Origin of the sequence: Mesorhizobium ciceri biovar biserrulae WSM1271 (assembly GCF_000185905.1) — a bacterium.
Classification (GTDB): Bacteria; Pseudomonadota; Alphaproteobacteria; order Rhizobiales; family Rhizobiaceae; genus Mesorhizobium; species Mesorhizobium ciceri.
The window spans coordinates 6154164-6169120 of record NC_014923.1; the positions used below are offsets into that span (position 1 = coordinate 6154164).

13 protein-coding genes are annotated in these 14957 nt (G+C 63.6%); 8 read left to right on the forward strand and 5 right to left on the reverse strand.

From position 1 onward, the window contains the following. Positions 1 to 113: 113 nt before the first annotated feature. From MESCI_RS29655 to MESCI_RS29685, 7 genes are all read left to right on the forward strand, one after another. A complete protein-coding gene (locus tag MESCI_RS29655) occupies positions 114 to 923 on the forward strand; it encodes a DeoR/GlpR family DNA-binding transcription regulator (RefSeq protein ID WP_013533598.1) in 810 nt (269 codons plus the stop codon). Between the two features lie 55 nt (positions 924 to 978). Further along, positions 979 to 1974: a rhamnose ABC transporter substrate-binding protein gene (gene rhaS, locus MESCI_RS29660; protein WP_013533599.1), complete on the forward strand. Its 996-nt coding sequence runs from the start codon at positions 979 to 981 to the stop codon at positions 1972 to 1974. Positions 1975 to 2058: 84 nt separating this feature from the next. Then, positions 2059 to 3600 (forward strand): sugar ABC transporter ATP-binding protein, encoded by a 1542-nt coding sequence (locus tag MESCI_RS29665; RefSeq protein ID WP_013533600.1) that lies wholly within the window; start codon positions 2059 to 2061, stop codon positions 3598 to 3600. Then, positions 3597 to 4571: an ABC transporter permease gene (locus MESCI_RS29670; protein ID WP_013533601.1), complete on the forward strand. Its 975-nt coding sequence runs from the start codon at positions 3597 to 3599 to the stop codon at positions 4569 to 4571. Before MESCI_RS29665 ends, MESCI_RS29670 begins: the two co-directional genes overlap by 4 nt. Next, complete coding sequence (locus MESCI_RS29675; protein WP_013533602.1) at positions 4568 to 5563, forward strand: ABC transporter permease; 996 nt, start codon at positions 4568 to 4570, stop codon at positions 5561 to 5563. Before MESCI_RS29670 ends, MESCI_RS29675 begins: the two co-directional genes overlap by 4 nt. After that, on the forward strand, positions 5563 to 5880 hold the full coding sequence (rhaM, locus tag MESCI_RS29680) for an L-rhamnose mutarotase (RefSeq protein WP_013533603.1): 318 nt from the start codon (positions 5563 to 5565) through the stop codon (positions 5878 to 5880). Before MESCI_RS29675 ends, rhaM begins: the two co-directional genes overlap by 1 nt. After that, positions 5877 to 7253, forward strand: coding sequence for an FGGY-family carbohydrate kinase (locus MESCI_RS29685; RefSeq protein ID WP_013533604.1), 1377 nt, complete (start codon positions 5877 to 5879; stop codon positions 7251 to 7253). The genes rhaM and MESCI_RS29685 overlap by 4 nt, the downstream gene beginning before the upstream one ends. Here MESCI_RS29685 and MESCI_RS29690 read toward each other — a convergent pair whose 3' ends face one another. The 3 genes from MESCI_RS29690 to galE all read right to left on the reverse strand — a co-directional run bounded on the left by MESCI_RS29690 (position 7254) and on the right by galE (position 11434). After that, positions 7254 to 9080, reverse strand: a complete 1827-nt coding sequence (locus MESCI_RS29690; RefSeq protein ID WP_013533605.1) for an alanine racemase — start codon at positions 9078 to 9080, stop codon at positions 7254 to 7256. Position 9081: 1 nt separating this feature from the next. Continuing rightward, positions 9082 to 10332: a D-amino acid dehydrogenase gene (locus tag MESCI_RS29695; RefSeq protein WP_013533606.1), complete on the reverse strand. Its 1251-nt coding sequence runs from the start codon at positions 10330 to 10332 to the stop codon at positions 9082 to 9084. Positions 10333 to 10438: 106 nt separating this feature from the next. Further along, positions 10439 to 11434, reverse strand: a complete 996-nt coding sequence (gene galE, locus MESCI_RS29700; RefSeq protein WP_013533607.1) for a UDP-glucose 4-epimerase GalE — start codon at positions 11432 to 11434, stop codon at positions 10439 to 10441. A gap of 267 nt (positions 11435 to 11701) precedes the next feature. On the opposite strand from galE, the gene hemA reads away from it, so the two are divergent. Then, positions 11702 to 12979: a 5-aminolevulinate synthase gene (hemA, locus tag MESCI_RS29705; protein WP_013533608.1), complete on the forward strand. Its 1278-nt coding sequence runs from the start codon at positions 11702 to 11704 to the stop codon at positions 12977 to 12979. 72 nt (positions 12980 to 13051) lie between these two features. Here hemA and MESCI_RS29710 read toward each other — a convergent pair whose 3' ends face one another. Together MESCI_RS29710 and mscL are read right to left on the reverse strand one after the other, a co-directional pair. Continuing rightward, positions 13052 to 14218, reverse strand: coding sequence for a pyridoxal phosphate-dependent aminotransferase (locus tag MESCI_RS29710; RefSeq protein ID WP_013533609.1), 1167 nt, complete (start codon positions 14216 to 14218; stop codon positions 13052 to 13054). 112 nt (positions 14219 to 14330) lie between these two features. Further along, positions 14331 to 14753, reverse strand: a complete 423-nt coding sequence (gene mscL, locus MESCI_RS29715; RefSeq protein ID WP_013533610.1) for a large conductance mechanosensitive channel protein MscL — start codon at positions 14751 to 14753, stop codon at positions 14331 to 14333. Positions 14754 to 14957 lie beyond the last annotated feature (204 nt).

The window sequence follows — 14957 nt, forward strand, 5'->3', positions numbered from 1 at the left end:
TCAATCACAAACGATCAATATCGATCATATTGCACTGCACAATGAAATTATATGATCGGAAATGATTGACACTGCGCGTTTTGGGTGCCTAGATGCCCGGGCAGGGAGGAACCATGCACGAAAAAGAGCGCCACAGGATCATTCTGTCCGCCGTCCAGGAAAAGCCTGTGGTGACGGTGCAGGAGATGGTCGACCTGACGGAGTCCTCCGAGGCGACGATCCGGCGCGATATCGCGGCTCTCCACGTCCAGAAGCGCCTGCGCCGCGTGCGCGGCGGCGCCGAGGCAATCTCGCCGCCGCAGTTCATCGGGCTGGCCGGCCGGCCCTTTTCCGTCAACGAAACCATCAACGCCTCGCAGAAGCGGGCGATTGCGCGTGAAGCGGTCGAGCTGTGCAACGACGGCGAACCGATCATCATCAATGGCGGCACCACCACCTTCCAGATGGTGCATTTCCTGACCGGCCGCCGCATGCCGATCTTCACCAATTCGTTCCCCATCGCCGAGCACCTGCTCAAGCACTCCAAGAATACGGTGATGCTGTCGGGCGGCACCATTTATCGCGAGCAGAACATCATCCTGTCGCCCTTCGACAACGACGTGACGCGCAATTTCTATGCGCGCCGCATGTTCATGGGTGCGCAGGGTCTGGGGCCGCTCGGCCTGATGGAGGGCGATCCGCTCTTGATCCAGGCGGAGCAGAAACTGATCGACCAGGCCGACGAGTTGGTGGTGCTGGTCGATTCCTCGAAATTCCGCAAACGCTCCAGCCTCATCCTGTGCGGGCTGTCGCGCATCGCCACCGTCATCACCGATGACGGCATCGAGGATCGTGAAGCCAAGATGCTGGAGACCGCCGGCGTGACGCTGATCGTCGCCCGCACATCCGCAACCAACAAGGAAGAATCTTCACTGCAGGCCTGAGGCCAACTCGCGCTCGCAGCGGCGATGGAATGCAACGCTCAAGGGAGGAAATTCGATGAGCTTCTTGAAGAAATTGATGGTGACGGCTGCATTCTCAGCCGCCATGTTCGTGAATGCCGCCTATGCCGAAAACGTCAAGATCGCGCTGGTGGTGAAGTCGCTCGGCAACGGCTTCTTCGATGCCGCCAACAAGGGCGCCGAAGAGGCGGCCAAGGAACTCGGCGATGTCGACATCATCTACACCGGCCCGACCAAGGCGACCGCCGAAGCGCAGATCGAAGTGGTCAATTCGCTGATCGCGCAGAAGGTCAACGCCATCGCCATTTCGGCCAATGACGCCGACGCTCTGGTGCCGGTGCTGAAGAAGGCCATGGAACGCGGCATCACCGTCATCTCGTGGGATTCGGGCGTCGCCAAGGAAGGTCGCCAGCTTCACCTCAACCCGTCCGACACCGGCCTGATCGGCGAGACCATCATCAAGCTCGCCGCCGACCACCTGCCGGAAGGCGGCGAGGTCGCCATCCTGTCGGCCTCCTCGACCGCGACCAACCAGAACGCCTGGATCGACGCGGCCAAGAAGATCCTGCCCGAGAAGTTCCCCAAGATCAAACTCGTCGCCACCGTCTACGGCGATGACGATTCGGCCAAGAGCACCGACGAAGCCAAGGGCCTGTTGAAGTCCTATCCGAACCTGAAGGCGATCATCGCGCCGACCACCGTCGGCGTCGTTGCCGCCGCCCAGGTCGTCACCGACGAGAACCTGATCGGCAAGGTCAATGTCACCGGTCTCGCACTGCCGTCCGAGTTCAAGAAGTTCATCGACAACGGTTCCAGCCAGGCGGTTGCGCTGTGGAACCCGATCGACCTCGGCTACTCGGCCGTCTACCTCGCCCATGATCTGGCGGTGAAGAAGGAAGAGGCCAAGCCCGGCGCCACGCTGTCGATCGGCCGCGTCGGCAAGGTCACGCTCGACGACACCAACTCGGCTGCAATGGCTCCGCCCTTCCAGTTCGACAAGTCGAACATCGAAAAGTTCTCCAAGATCTATTGATCTGGAGTTCTCTAGAGCTGACGCGGCGGGGCTCACGTCCCGCCGCGGCTTTAAACGAACCTTGTTTCAGGGCTTGATACGACTATGGACACGACAGCCCAACACGGCGCGGCGAAGGAGCGGCCTCCGGCCCCGGCTCCACGCCTGACGCTGTCCGGCATCTCCAAGAGCTTTCCCGGCGTGCGCGCGTTGCACAATGTCAGCCTGTCGCTCTATCCGGGCCAGGTGACAGCGCTGATCGGCGAGAACGGCGCCGGCAAGTCGACGCTGGTCAAGATCATGACCGGCATCTACCAGCCCGACGGGGGCACGATCAGCATAGACGGCCACGCCGTCACCCTGCCCAGCGCGCATGCCGCCTTCGGCCATGGCGTCACCGCCATCCACCAGGAAACCGTGCTGTTCGACGATCTGAGCGTCGCCGAAAACATCTTTCTCGGCCACGCGCCACGCACGCGTTTCGGCACCATCGACTGGCGCACGATGCGCAAGAACGCGCGCGAAGTGCTGGACACCATGCATGCCGGCCATATCGACGCCGACGCGCGGCTGAAGGACCTTGGCATCGCCAACAAGCATCTGGTCGCGGTTGCGCGTGCCATGTCGATCGACGCGCAGATCGTCATCATGGACGAGCCGACCGCCGCGCTTTCCATGAAGGAGATCGAGGAGCTCTTTTTGCTGATCGAATTCCTCAAGAGCGATGGCAAGGCGATCCTGTTCATCAGCCACAAGTTCGACGAGATCTACCGTATCGCCGACCGCTACACGGTGTTCCGCGATGGCGAGATGGTCGGCGAAGGCCTGATCAAGGATGCCGGCCAGAGCCAGATCGTGCGCCTGATGGTCGGCCGCGCGGTCGATCACATCTTCCCGCAGCGCAAGGCCGAGATCGGCGCACCGGTGCTCTCCGTTTCCGGCCTGTCGCATCCGACCGAATTCAACGATATCGGCTTCGAACTGCACAAGGGCGAGATCCTCGGCTTTTACGGCCTTGTCGGCGCCGGCCGCAGCGAGGTGATGCAGGCGATATCGGGCATCACCCGCACCTCAGCCGGCACGATCACGCTGGAAGGCAAGACGATCGCGCCGAAATCGGCTGCGGATTCGATCGATGCCGGCATCGTCTACGTACCGGAAGAACGCGGCAAGCAAGGCGTGGTGATCGGCCTGCCGATCTTCCAGAACGTCTCGCTGCCTTCGCTCAAGCGCACGTCGAAGTCCGGCCTGCTGCGGCTGTCGGAGGAGTTCGATCTGGCCCGCTCCTACACCGAGCGACTCGACCTCAGGGCCTCTTCGCTCAGCCAGGATGTCGGAACACTGTCGGGCGGCAACCAGCAGAAGATCGTCATCGCCAAATGGCTGGCGACGTCGCCCAAGGTGATCATCCTGGACGAGCCGACCAAGGGCATCGACATCGGCTCGAAGGCCGCCGTGCACGGCTTCATGGCCGAGTTGGTGGCGCAAGGCCTGTCGGTGATCATGGTGTCGTCCGAGCTGCCCGAAATCCTCGGCATGTCCGACCGTGTCGTGGTCATGCGCGAGGGGCTTGTCGCGGCGGTCTACGACAACAAGGAGCTGGACGCCGAGACGCTGGTTCGGACGGCAGCGGGGATCGCGGCATGAAGGCTTTCCTTAAATACCGCGAAATCTGGCTGGCTGCTGCCATCATCGTCTTGATCGGGCTGATCTCGACACGTTTTCCGGCCTTCGCCGATCCGGCCAATCTGCGCCAGGTGTTCAACGACACCTCGATCCTGATGATCCTGGCGCTTGGCCAGATGGTGGTCATCCTGACCCGGTCGATCGACCTGTCGATGGCGTCCAACCTCTGCTTCACCGGCATGGTGGTGGCGATGCTGAACGCCGCGCATCCGGCGATCCCGATCCCGCTGCTGATCGTCATTGCGCTGGTCGTCGGCCTGGTGCTCGGCGCCATCAACGGCCTTTTGGTCTGGCGGCTGAACATCCCCTCGATCGTGGTGACGTTGGGCACGCTGACCATCTATCGCGGCGCCACCTTCGTCCTGTCCGGCGGTGCCTGGGTCAATGCCGACAAGATGAGCCCGGAGTTCATCGGCTTCCAGCGCGCGGCCTTCCTCGGCATTCCGGTGCTGTCGTGGATCGCCATCCTGGTCATTGCGCTGTTCTTCGTTGTGATGACACGCACCGCGCTCGGCCGCTCGATCTACGCGATCGGCGTCAACCCGACGGCGTCCGTCTATGCCGGCATCGATGTCGGCCGGACGAAATTCATCGTCTTCTGCATCTCCGGCATGATTGGCGGCCTGTCAGGCTATCTCTGGATCTCGCGCTACGTGATCGCCTCGGTCGAGGTCGCCAATGGCTATGAGCTCAACATCATCGCCGCCTGCGTCATCGGCGGCATCTCGATCGCCGGCGGCATCGGCTCGGTCGGCGGCGCGGTATTAGGCGCACTGTTCCTCGGCATCATCTCCAATGCGCTGCCGGTCATCAACATCTCGCCTTTCTGGCAGATGGCGATTTCGGGCAGCGCAATCATTCTGGCCGTCGTGCTCAATGCGCGCGGCGAGCGCCAGCAAGGCCGCATCATCCTCAGAAAGGTGGAGGCGTGACCGACATCCCTGCCCCGCGCCACATTCCCGACCGGCTCGACAAGCCGCTGCGTTCGGCGATCTTTTCCTGGGAAGCGCTGCTGGTCGTGGTGGCCGTCGCCATCTTCGCCATCAACAGCTTCGCCTCGCCCTATTTCCTCGACCCGTACTCGCTGTCCGATCTGACCTTCAATTTCACCGAGAAGGGCCTGATCGCCTTCGCCATGGCGCTGCTGATCATCTCGGGCGAGATCGATCTGTCGGTGGCCGCCATCATTGCGCTGGCGTCGACCATGATGGGCATGGCGGTGCAGGCCGGCGCCGGCACGCCAGTGCTGGTGGCAATCGGCATCGTTGTCGGGCTCGGCTGCGGCGCCTTCAACGGTCTGCTGGTGACAAGGCTCGGCCTGCCCTCGATCGTCGTCACCATCGGCACGATGAGCCTGTTTCGCGGCATCGCCTTCATCATCCTCGGCGACCAGGCCTACAAAGGCTATCCCTCAAGCTTCGCCTTCTTCGGCCAGGGCTATGTCTGGTGGGTGGTGTCGTTCGAGCTGGTGCTGTTCCTGATCGCGGCTGTCGTCTACTGGTTCCTCTTGCACCGCACGAGTTTCGGCCGACGCGTCTTCGCCATCGGCAACAATCCGGTCGCTGCGCAATTTTCCGGCGTGCGCGTCGGCCGCACCAAGTTCATCCTGTTTTGCCTGACCGGGCTGGTGTCGGGCATCGCCTCGGTGCTGATCACCTCGCGCCTCGGTTCGACGCGGCCCTCGATCGCACAGGGCTACGAGCTGGAAGTCATCACCATGGTGGTGCTCGGCGGCGTCAGTATCCTCGGTGGCGCCGGCAGCATTCTGGGCGTCGTGCTCGCCGCCTTCATCATGGGGCTGGTGACCTTCGGACTTGGCCTGCTCAACGTGCCCGGCATCGTCATGTCGATCTTCATCGGCCTGCTGCTGATCATCGTCATCGCCTTGCCGATCGTCTGGCGGCGGCTGCGCGGAGGGCGTTGATGGCCGAGAAATACGCGTTCAAGATGAAGCTGAAGCCCGGCATGAAGGCAGAGTACAAGAAGCGCCATGACGAGATCTGGCCGTCGCTGGTCGCGCTGCTGAAGCAGGCCGGCGTCTCCGATTATTCCATCCATCTCGACGAGGAGACCAATATCCTGTTCGGTGTGCTGTGGCGGCAAGACGACCACCGCATGGACGAATTGCCCGGGCAGTCGGTGATGCAGCGCTGGTGGGCCCACATGGCCGACATCATGGAAACCAGGCCGGACAACGAGCCGGTGGCCGTGAAGCTGGAAACAATGTTCCACATGGCATGAGTGCGATGCGCCACATCGCCGTCATCGACATCGGCAAGACCAACGCCAAGGTGGCGCTGGTCGACCTCGCTGCGTTGAGCGAGGTGGCGCTGCGCCGCATGGCGAATGCGCCGGTGCCGCAGGCGCCTTACACACATCACGATGTCGAGGCACTGTGGGCATTCATCCTCGAAAGCCTTGCCGGCCTGAACCGCGAACAGCGCATCGACGCCATTTCGATCACCACCCATGGCGCGACCGGCGTGCTGGTCGACGCGGCGGGTGAACTGGTGCTGCCGGTGCTCGACTATGAGTTCGACGGCCCCGACGGGATGGCCGAGGATTACGACGCGATCCGCCCGCCTTTTGCCGAGACCGGCACGCCGCGCCTGCCGCTCGGCCTCAATCTCGGAGCACAATTCTTCTGGCAGCAGAAGAGCTTCCCGGCGGAATTCGCCAGGGCCGCGGCGCTGCTGATGTACCCGCAATACTGGGCCTTGCGCCTGACCGGCATCGCCGCCAACGAGGTCACCTCGCTCGGCTGCCACACCGACCTGTGGAACCCGTGGACAGCGGATTTTTCATCCCTGGTCGAGAGGCTGGAGTGGCGGAGCCTGATGGCGCCGGTGCGGCCGGCCAGCGATCGCCTCGGCCCGATCCTGCCCACCGTTGCTGTGCGAACCGGACTGGATCCGCACACGCCGGTGTTCTGCGGCCTGCATGATTCCAACGCCTCGCTGCTGCCGCATCTTCTCTCCGACAAGCCGCCTTTCTCCGTCGTCTCGACCGGCACCTGGGTGGTATCGATGGCGGTCGGCGGCAAACAGATTGCGCTGGATGCCGCGCGCGACACGCTGGTCAATGTCAACGCGCTCGGTGATCCCGTTCCCTCGGCGCGCTTCATGGGCGGCCGCGAGTTTTCGGTGCTGACAAAGGATCAGCCGGAGCCGTGGACCGAGGATGATGTCGGCGCCGTGCTGGCGCGAAAGATGCTGCTGCTGCCGTCGACCCAGCAAGGTTCGGGGCCGTTCCCGCACCATGCCGCGGCATGGCTCGACGCCGACGGCATCAACAAAGGCCAGCGCTTTGCCGCCATCTCATTCTATCTGGCTCTGATGACGGCGACCTGCCTCGACTTGATCGGTGCCGACGGGCCGACCACGGTCGAAGGCCCCTTTGCCCGCAACCGGCTCTTTGTCGGCATGCTGGCGGCAGCCACGGCGCGCGCCGTGGTTGCGTCGGAGGCCGCCACCGGCACCAGCATCGGCGCGGCGCTGCTGGCATCCGATCAACTGATGGCACAGGGCAAGGGCGAAAGAATAGAACGGCCTATAGACCCAGCCTGGGTCGACTATGTCAGCGCATGGCGGGCGGCAGTGGAAGTGCAGGGCTGATCAGAGAATCCGTTTGCCGAAGGCAGACATGACGAAGTTGACCGCGTCGGTGCCGATCCGCGGCTCCAGATCCGCCGTCAGGCCCGAAACATCCATCGACAGCAAGCCGCCGGAGAGCGCGATCGCCTCCATCGCCTGATGTGTTTCGCGCACGGTCAGCCCACCGGAGCCCGCAGCCCAGCCGGCGAATTCGGTCGCGGTCGGCGAATAGCTGACATGAAAGCCTTGCGTGCCTGATGTGGCGATACGGATCGCTTCATGCATCAGGTCGCGCATGCCCATGGCGTCGATATCGGTCATGGTGAAGGCGGAGACGCGCGAATCCTTCAGCACCCGCGCCTCGGCCGGATCGGCGTGGCGCAAGCCGACGATGACGACATTCTCCGGCGACAGCTGCGGCTGCAGCGCGCCCGCCTTGTGGTCGAGGCCGAGGGTGCGCGCCAGGACCGAACCTTCCGGCAGGTCGATGCCGTCCTCGTCCTCGGGCATCAGGGCGGCGATGGAATCGATCCAGATCAGGCCGAAGGAATGCGTGGCTCGCGCCGTCGCGGTCAGCGCCTTGTGCGCGACGCGACGATCGGCGCCGGCGGTCAGCCGGACCAGTCCCGATGGCGGCCGCTCGATATCGGCCAATTCGACGACGTCGAAATTCATCGCCTCCAGCCGCGCGCCGGTGCCTTCCCGGGCCAGGATGCCGGCGGCTCCAGGTTCGGCCGTGATCTGCACCATTTTGCGGCCGGAAAAATCCTCGACGTCGTGCATCGGGGCCTTCTCGACATATTCCGAGGTCATTGCCAAAAGCATGGCGCCATAGCTCATGCGGAAGGCGACGCGGTCGCCGACGGAGGGCCTCGGATCGGCATCGGCGACGTCGAGCAGCAGATGGTCACTGGAGGCGCCGAGCACCCGTATCCCCTTGGCGATCGGCGTCAGCCCCTCGACCAGCACGTCCTCGCGGCCGATATTGGCGATGGCGCGCAGCCTGTCGCCCTCGTCGGGGAAGACCGGCTGGTTGCCGAAGGCGTCGTAGCCCGATTGGCCGATCGGCCGTGACGGCTTGAGCTTGACCTCGATGATGTCGCTGGTCAGCCGGCAGGCATCGGGCTCGAGCTCGGCCCATGGCACATCGCGGAAGGTCTCGACGCCGCCTTGCAGGATCGCCTCGCCGACGCGCAGATTGTTGATGCCGGCCGGAAGCCTGCCTTCGAGCAGCAGCGGCAGCGACGACGAGGCGCCGCCGGAAATCACGTCGAGGCTTTTGCCGGACAGGCGCTCGGTCTTGTAGGCATGGGCGACGAGCTGCCCAAGGTTTTCCGGCGTCGGCATGATGGCGCCGAAGCAGCCGAGATTGGTGCCGATGCCGGCGATGCGCACGCCCTTGAACTGCAGGATCTGCTCAACCGTGGGGATCAGGTCGTTCGGCCAGATGCCTTCGCGGAGATCGCCGAGATCGATCATCAGCATGATGTCGTGGACGCGGCCCATGCGCTCGGCGATGCGCGAAATTTCGCGGATGGTGGCGAGTTCCGATTGCAGGCTGATGTCGACGGTGCGCACCACCTCCTCGACCCGCGCCATCGGCGGGCTGCGCAGCAGCATGATCGGTGCGTTGATGCCGCTGTCGCGCAGCCGGCGGATGTTCTCGAAACGCGATTCGGCGATGCCGGCGACGCCGCCGCGCAGCATGGCGCGTGCCACTTGCGGCATGCCGCAAGTGCCCTTGGTGACGCCGAACACTTTTATGCCCGACAGCGCGCAGCGCTCGACGATGGTGCGCGCGTTGCGCTCGATGCGGCCAAGGTCGATGGCGACTTGCGGTCCCGACATCCTAGCCCCCGTAAACCAGCCCCTGCGGGTCGATCTCCGGCTTGCGGCCCGAAACGAGGTCGGCGAGGAATTTTCCCGAACCGCAGGCCATCGTCCAGCCGACATGGCCGTGGCCGGTGTCGAGATAGAGATTCTTGTAGCGCGCCTGGCCGATGACCGGCACCGAGTTCGGCATCATCGGGCGCAGACCCGCCCAGAACACAGCCTTCTTCTCGTCGAAGGCACCCGGGAAAAGATCCTTGCCGGTGCTGATGATCGTCTTGAAATCGGCGGGCTTGAAAGTGCGGTCGAAGCCGGTGAATTCGGCCGTCGAGGACATCCGCAAGCGGTTGCCCAGCCTTGAATAGCCGATCAGCCGGTCCTCGTCGGCGCCGCCCATGGTCGGTCCCTTGCTTTCGTCCTCCAGGGGAATCGTCGCGGTATAGCCTTTTACCGGATAGACAGGCAGGTCGATGCCGTAACGGCGCCCGAGCAGGCCGCTTTCCGGCCCCATCGAGATGACAACCGCATCGCCGGCGACCGGGCCGGCCGAAGTCATCACCGCGCGCACCCGGTCGCCCTCGATGTCGAGGCCTTCGACTGTCGTGCCGAACAGGAATTCGACGCCGAGCTTCTCGGCCGCATAGGCGGCCAGCCTGTCGACAAACTGCTTGGAATCTCCGGTCTGGTCGGTTGGCGAATAGACGCCGCCGGCAATCTTGTCCTTGACGCCGGCAAGGCCCGGTTCCAGCTCGACCAGCCGGTCGCGGCCGACGATTTCGATCGGCAGGCCGTGCCTGGCAAGATAACGGTAATTGTCGGTGCCGGTGTCGAGGCTCTTTTGCGAGCGGAAGAAATAGAGAATGCCCTTCTTGCGCTCGTCGTAATGGATGCCGGTCGCTTCCGAAAGCGCATTGATGCAGTCGCGCGAATAGAGCGCGAGCCTGAGCTTGATGTCGGTGTTGGCGCGCAGGCGCGCCACCGTGCACTGGCGCAGGAAACGCAGGCTCCAGGCGAGGAAATAGGGATCAAGGCGCAGCCTGACCTTGATGCCGAGATCATGGTTGTAGAGCCCGCGCAGGAAAGTCTTCAAAGCCGCCGGCGAGGCCCAGGCGGTGGCGTCACCCGGTGACACCAGGCCGGCATTGGACTGGCTGGTGCCTTGTGCCGCCGCCGGATGGCGCTCGATCACCGTCACCTCATGGCCGTCGCTGGCCAGATAATAGGCGGCCGCCGTACCGACGACACCGGCCCCGAGCACCGTTATTTTCATGCCATTCCCCCAAGATCTCCTCGCGGCGCCGCGCCTCCGCGCCTTGCCGCGAACGCCTTCAATAGCGCTTCGCTGCCCGCCTTGCGAGCCCTTGGGAGAACCCGGCTCAGCCGCGCGCGGAGTTCTTGCCGGTCAGGATGCGCTCCCAGGCGAGCGCGTCGGCGACGATCTGGTCGAGATCGTCGCGTTGCGGGGTCCAGCCGAGCTCGGCGCGGGCGAGATCCGAATTGGCAACCACCGCCGCGGCATCGCCAGGGCGACGGTCGCCCATCTTCACCTCGAAATCACGGCCAAAGGCACGGCGCACGCTGTCGATGACCTCCAGCACCGAATAGCCATGGCTGTAGCCGCAATTGGCGACGAGGCTTTGTCCCCCGCCACGCAGCCGCTGCAGGGCCAGGCGATGCGCCGCCGCCAGGTCGCTGACATGGATGTAGTCGCGCATGCAGGTGCCGTCCGGCGTCGGATAATCGGTGCCGAACACCTGCATGAACGGCCGCTTGCCGAGTGCCGTCTCGCAGGCGACCTTGATCAGATGGGTTGCGCCCGGCGTCGACTGGCCGGTGCGGCCCTTCGGGTCGGCGCCGGCGACGTTGAAGTAGCGCAGCGCGGTATAGCGCAGGCCATGCGCGATCGATGCGTCGCGCAGCATCCACTCACTCATCAGCTTGGACAGGCCATAGGGCGATTCCGGCGCCAGGCGGGCGTCCTCGCGCACCGGCTCCAGCCCGGCGCCGCCATAGACTGCGGCGGTCGAGGAAAAGATGAAATTGGGCACGCCTTCGCGCACCGCGGTTTCGATCAGCGTGCGCGTCTTCGAGGTGTTGTTCTCATAATAGCTGAGCGGGTCGGCGACCGATTCCGGAACCACGATCGAGCCGGCGAAATGAATGATCGCGTCGACCTTGTTCTCCCTGATGACCGCGCCGACCAATTCCTTGTCGGCGACATCGCCGACGACCAGCTTGGCCTCCGGCGCCACCGCCCATTCGAAACCGGTGGAAAGACGGTCGAGAACGACCACGCTTTCGCCGGCATCCAGCAGCTCCCAGACCATATGGCTGCCGATGTAACCGGCGCCGCCTGTCACCAAAACTGTCATCCGCGTCCTCGCTTATCCAAGATTTATCGGAAACTGTCTCAACCCCGCTCTACTGGAAAGCCCGCCGCATGGCCATTGGAACCCCTGGTAACCGGCATTGCCGGCCAGTGGCATTGTCCTGAAACAAAGTTCATCCACATCAAGGGAATAGGCCACGATCCGCGGTCGTTAGGAACAGGTCCGGGGCGTGGCATTTTGACCAAAAAGGCCAGGTGGACGACCAACAGGCCAATGATTATGATCCCGCGCAAAAATTGGGAAGTCGACATGAACTATCAGCGGTTCTTCGAGGAAGCGATCGACCAGCTCCATGCCGAGCGTCGCTACCGCGTTTTCGCCGACCTCGAGCGGATCGCGGGCAAGTTCCCGCGCGCCATCTGGCGTTCCAATGGCCGTGCCGAGGAAATCACCGTCTGGTGCTCCAACGACTATCTCGGCATGGGCCAGCATCCCGACGTCATCGCCGCGTTCCAGAATACCGCTGGCAAGATGGGTTCGGGCGCCGGCGGCACCCGCAACATTTCCGGCACCTCGAACCCGCTGGTCGAGCTCGAGGTGGAGCTTGCCGACCTGCACGACAAGGAAGCGGCACTGGTCTTCACCTCCGGTTTCGTCTCCAACGAAGCCTCGATCTCGACCATCGCGAAGCTTTTGCCCAACTGCCTGATCATCTCGGACGAATTGAACCACGCCTCGATGATCGAAGGCGTGCGGCGTTCCGGCGCCGAAAAGAAGATCTTCCGCCACAATGACGTGGCGCATCTGGAAAGCCTTTTGCAGGCGGCGGGGCGCGAACGCGCCAAGCTGATCGTCTTCGAAAGCGTCTATTCGATGGATGGCGACATCGCGCCGATCAAAGAGATCGTCGAACTCGCCGAGCGCTACAACGCCATGACCTATATCGACGAGGTCCATGCCGTCGGTATGTACGGGCCGCGCGGCGGCGGCATCACCGAGCGCGAAGGCCTGGCCGACCGCATCGACATCATCGAAGGCACGCTGGCCAAGGCATTCGGCACGCTGGGCGGCTACATCACCGGCACCAGCGCTGTGATCGACGCCGTGCGCTCCTATGCCCCCGGCTTCATCTTCACCACGGCACTGCCGCCGGCGATCGCTGCCGCCGCGACCGCGTCGATCCGCCATCTCAAGCGCTCGCAGGCCGAGCGTGACGCCCAGCAGCAGCAGGCGAGCCGAACCAAACACATCCTGTCGGCCGCCGGCCTGCCGGTGATGGATTCGCCGACGCACATCGTGCCGCTGCTGGTCGGCGATCCCGAGGCCTGCAAGATGGCCAGCGACCGCCTGCTCGGCGTGCACGGCATCTACATCCAGCCGATCAACTACCCGACCGTGCCGCGCGGGACCGAGCGGCTGCGCATCACGCCGACGCCGTTCCATTCCGATGCGCTGATCGCCGAATTGCAGGATGCGCTGGTCGAGACCTGGGATGCGCTCGGCATCCCCTATGGTTCGGCAGGTCGGCCTTCGGTGGCCAAGAGCGACCGCATCATTCCATTGCTGGTGCCCAAGTCAGGCGGCTGATGCCGTTTGGAACTCTACTCCGGCGGCCATCTGGCTCGCCGGAGCGATTTCAATTCGGGCTTCGTCAGCGGCTCAGGCGTTCTTCATCCACTTCGCCAGCCGGTGTGCCGCTTCCTCGATCTGGTCGAGACGGCGGTGGAAGCACAGCCGCAAAAACGCCTCGCCGCCGGGGCCGAAAGCGGTGCCTGGCGCCAGGCCGACATTGGCCTTGTCAACGATGTCGAAGGCAGCGGTGCGTGAATCGGTGATGCCCTCGACGGTGAAAAACAGATAGAACGCGCCCTGCGGCACCGTAAACCCAGCGCGGCCGGTGGCGCCGAGGATGCCGCAGACAAGGTCGCGCGCCTTGCGCGCCCGCTCCACCTGTTCGGCAACGAAGGCGTCGCCCTCGTCAAGGGCGGCGACCGCACCGCGCTGCATGAACTGGGCGACGCCGGAGCTCGAATACTGGATCAGGTTCTCGAACACCTGCTGCAAGCTCGGATGCGTCTTGATCCAGCCGACGCGCCAGCCGGTCATCGCCCAGTTCTTGGAAAAGGAGTTGACGTACAGGATACGGTCTTCCGCCGACGCTATGTCGAGGAAGGACGGCGCGCGGCCGTGGCCATAGTGGAACAGTGAATAGATCTCGTCGGCGATGATCCAGAGGTTTTTCGCGCGCGCCAGAGCGAGGATCGCCTGCAAGGTCTCGTGATCGGCGGTCCAGCCGGTCGGATTCGACGGCGTGTTGATGAACAGCGCCTTTGTGCGCGGCGTGATCGAAGCGGCGATCTTCTCGACGTCGCAGGACCAGCCATTGCCGGAATGATCGAGCGTGACCGCGACTGGAACGGCTCCCGCTATCCCTGCTGCGGCATCGAAATTCGGCCAGGCCGGCGACAGGTAGACCACCTCGTCGCCGGCGCCGGCGAGCGCGTCGAGCGCCAGCTGGATGGCATGCATGCCGGAGCCGGTGACGATGAATTCTTCCTCCGGGAAATTCTTGCCGAAATGCCTGGCATAGTAGCGGGAGAGTGCCTGCCTGAGATCGGGGATGCCCCTTTGCCAGGTGTAGAATGTCTCGCCGCCGGCCAGCGCCTTCGACGCGGCATCGGTGATGAAGGCTGGCGTCGGCAGGTCGCCCTCGCCGGCCCAGAGCGGAATCATGCCTTCGCGCAGGCGGCCGTAATTGACGACGGCGACAATGCCACTTTCGGGTGCCGCACGGGCCTCGGTGCGCAAGCTGTCGATCAGGGTCATGGGCGGATCCGTTTTTGGTCTGCGGTTTTCGTCAGCGGTCCTTACCAGATGCGAAAACAGAAAACCCCGGCCGCCAACGACCGGGGTTTTGGTCCAGCAATGCTGCCCGTGGTCAGCGCCTGGCGAGCAGATCGCGAATTTCGGTGAGCAGCGCGACGTCGGCGGGCGGCGGAGCCGCCGGTGCAGCGGGCTTCTCGCGCTCAAGCCGCTTGCGCATGTTGTTCACCGCCTTGACCATCAGGAAAATGATGAAAGCGAGGATGAGGAAGTTCAACGCGACAGTGATGAAGCTGCCGTAGGCAAAGACCGCGCCTTGCTTCTTGGCGTCGGCCAGCGAGGTGGCGTTGACGGCCGAGGAGAGGCCAAGGAAATAATTGTTGAAGTCCAAGCCGCCGAAAATCGCGCCGACGATCGGCATGATGATATCGTTAACAAGGGAATCGACGATCTTGCCGAAGGCCGCGCCGATGATGACGCCGACCGCAAGGTCCATCACATTGCCCTTGGAAATAAATTCCTGGAATTCTTTCAGCATTCGACCCTCCTTGTCGTGACTGGCCGAGCTGCCGTTTCCGTCCTTGCGGCATCGACCTGAGGCAACATAACAAAAACCTCCTGACGCAACATGGGTAAAAGGGAGAAAACAACCGCTTTCTCCTTACCTTACGGCACTTTTGGCGGCAGCTCTGCCGAATTTGACGCGTTGCGTACAAGGGCGTGAAATTTCATATCCCCGCGA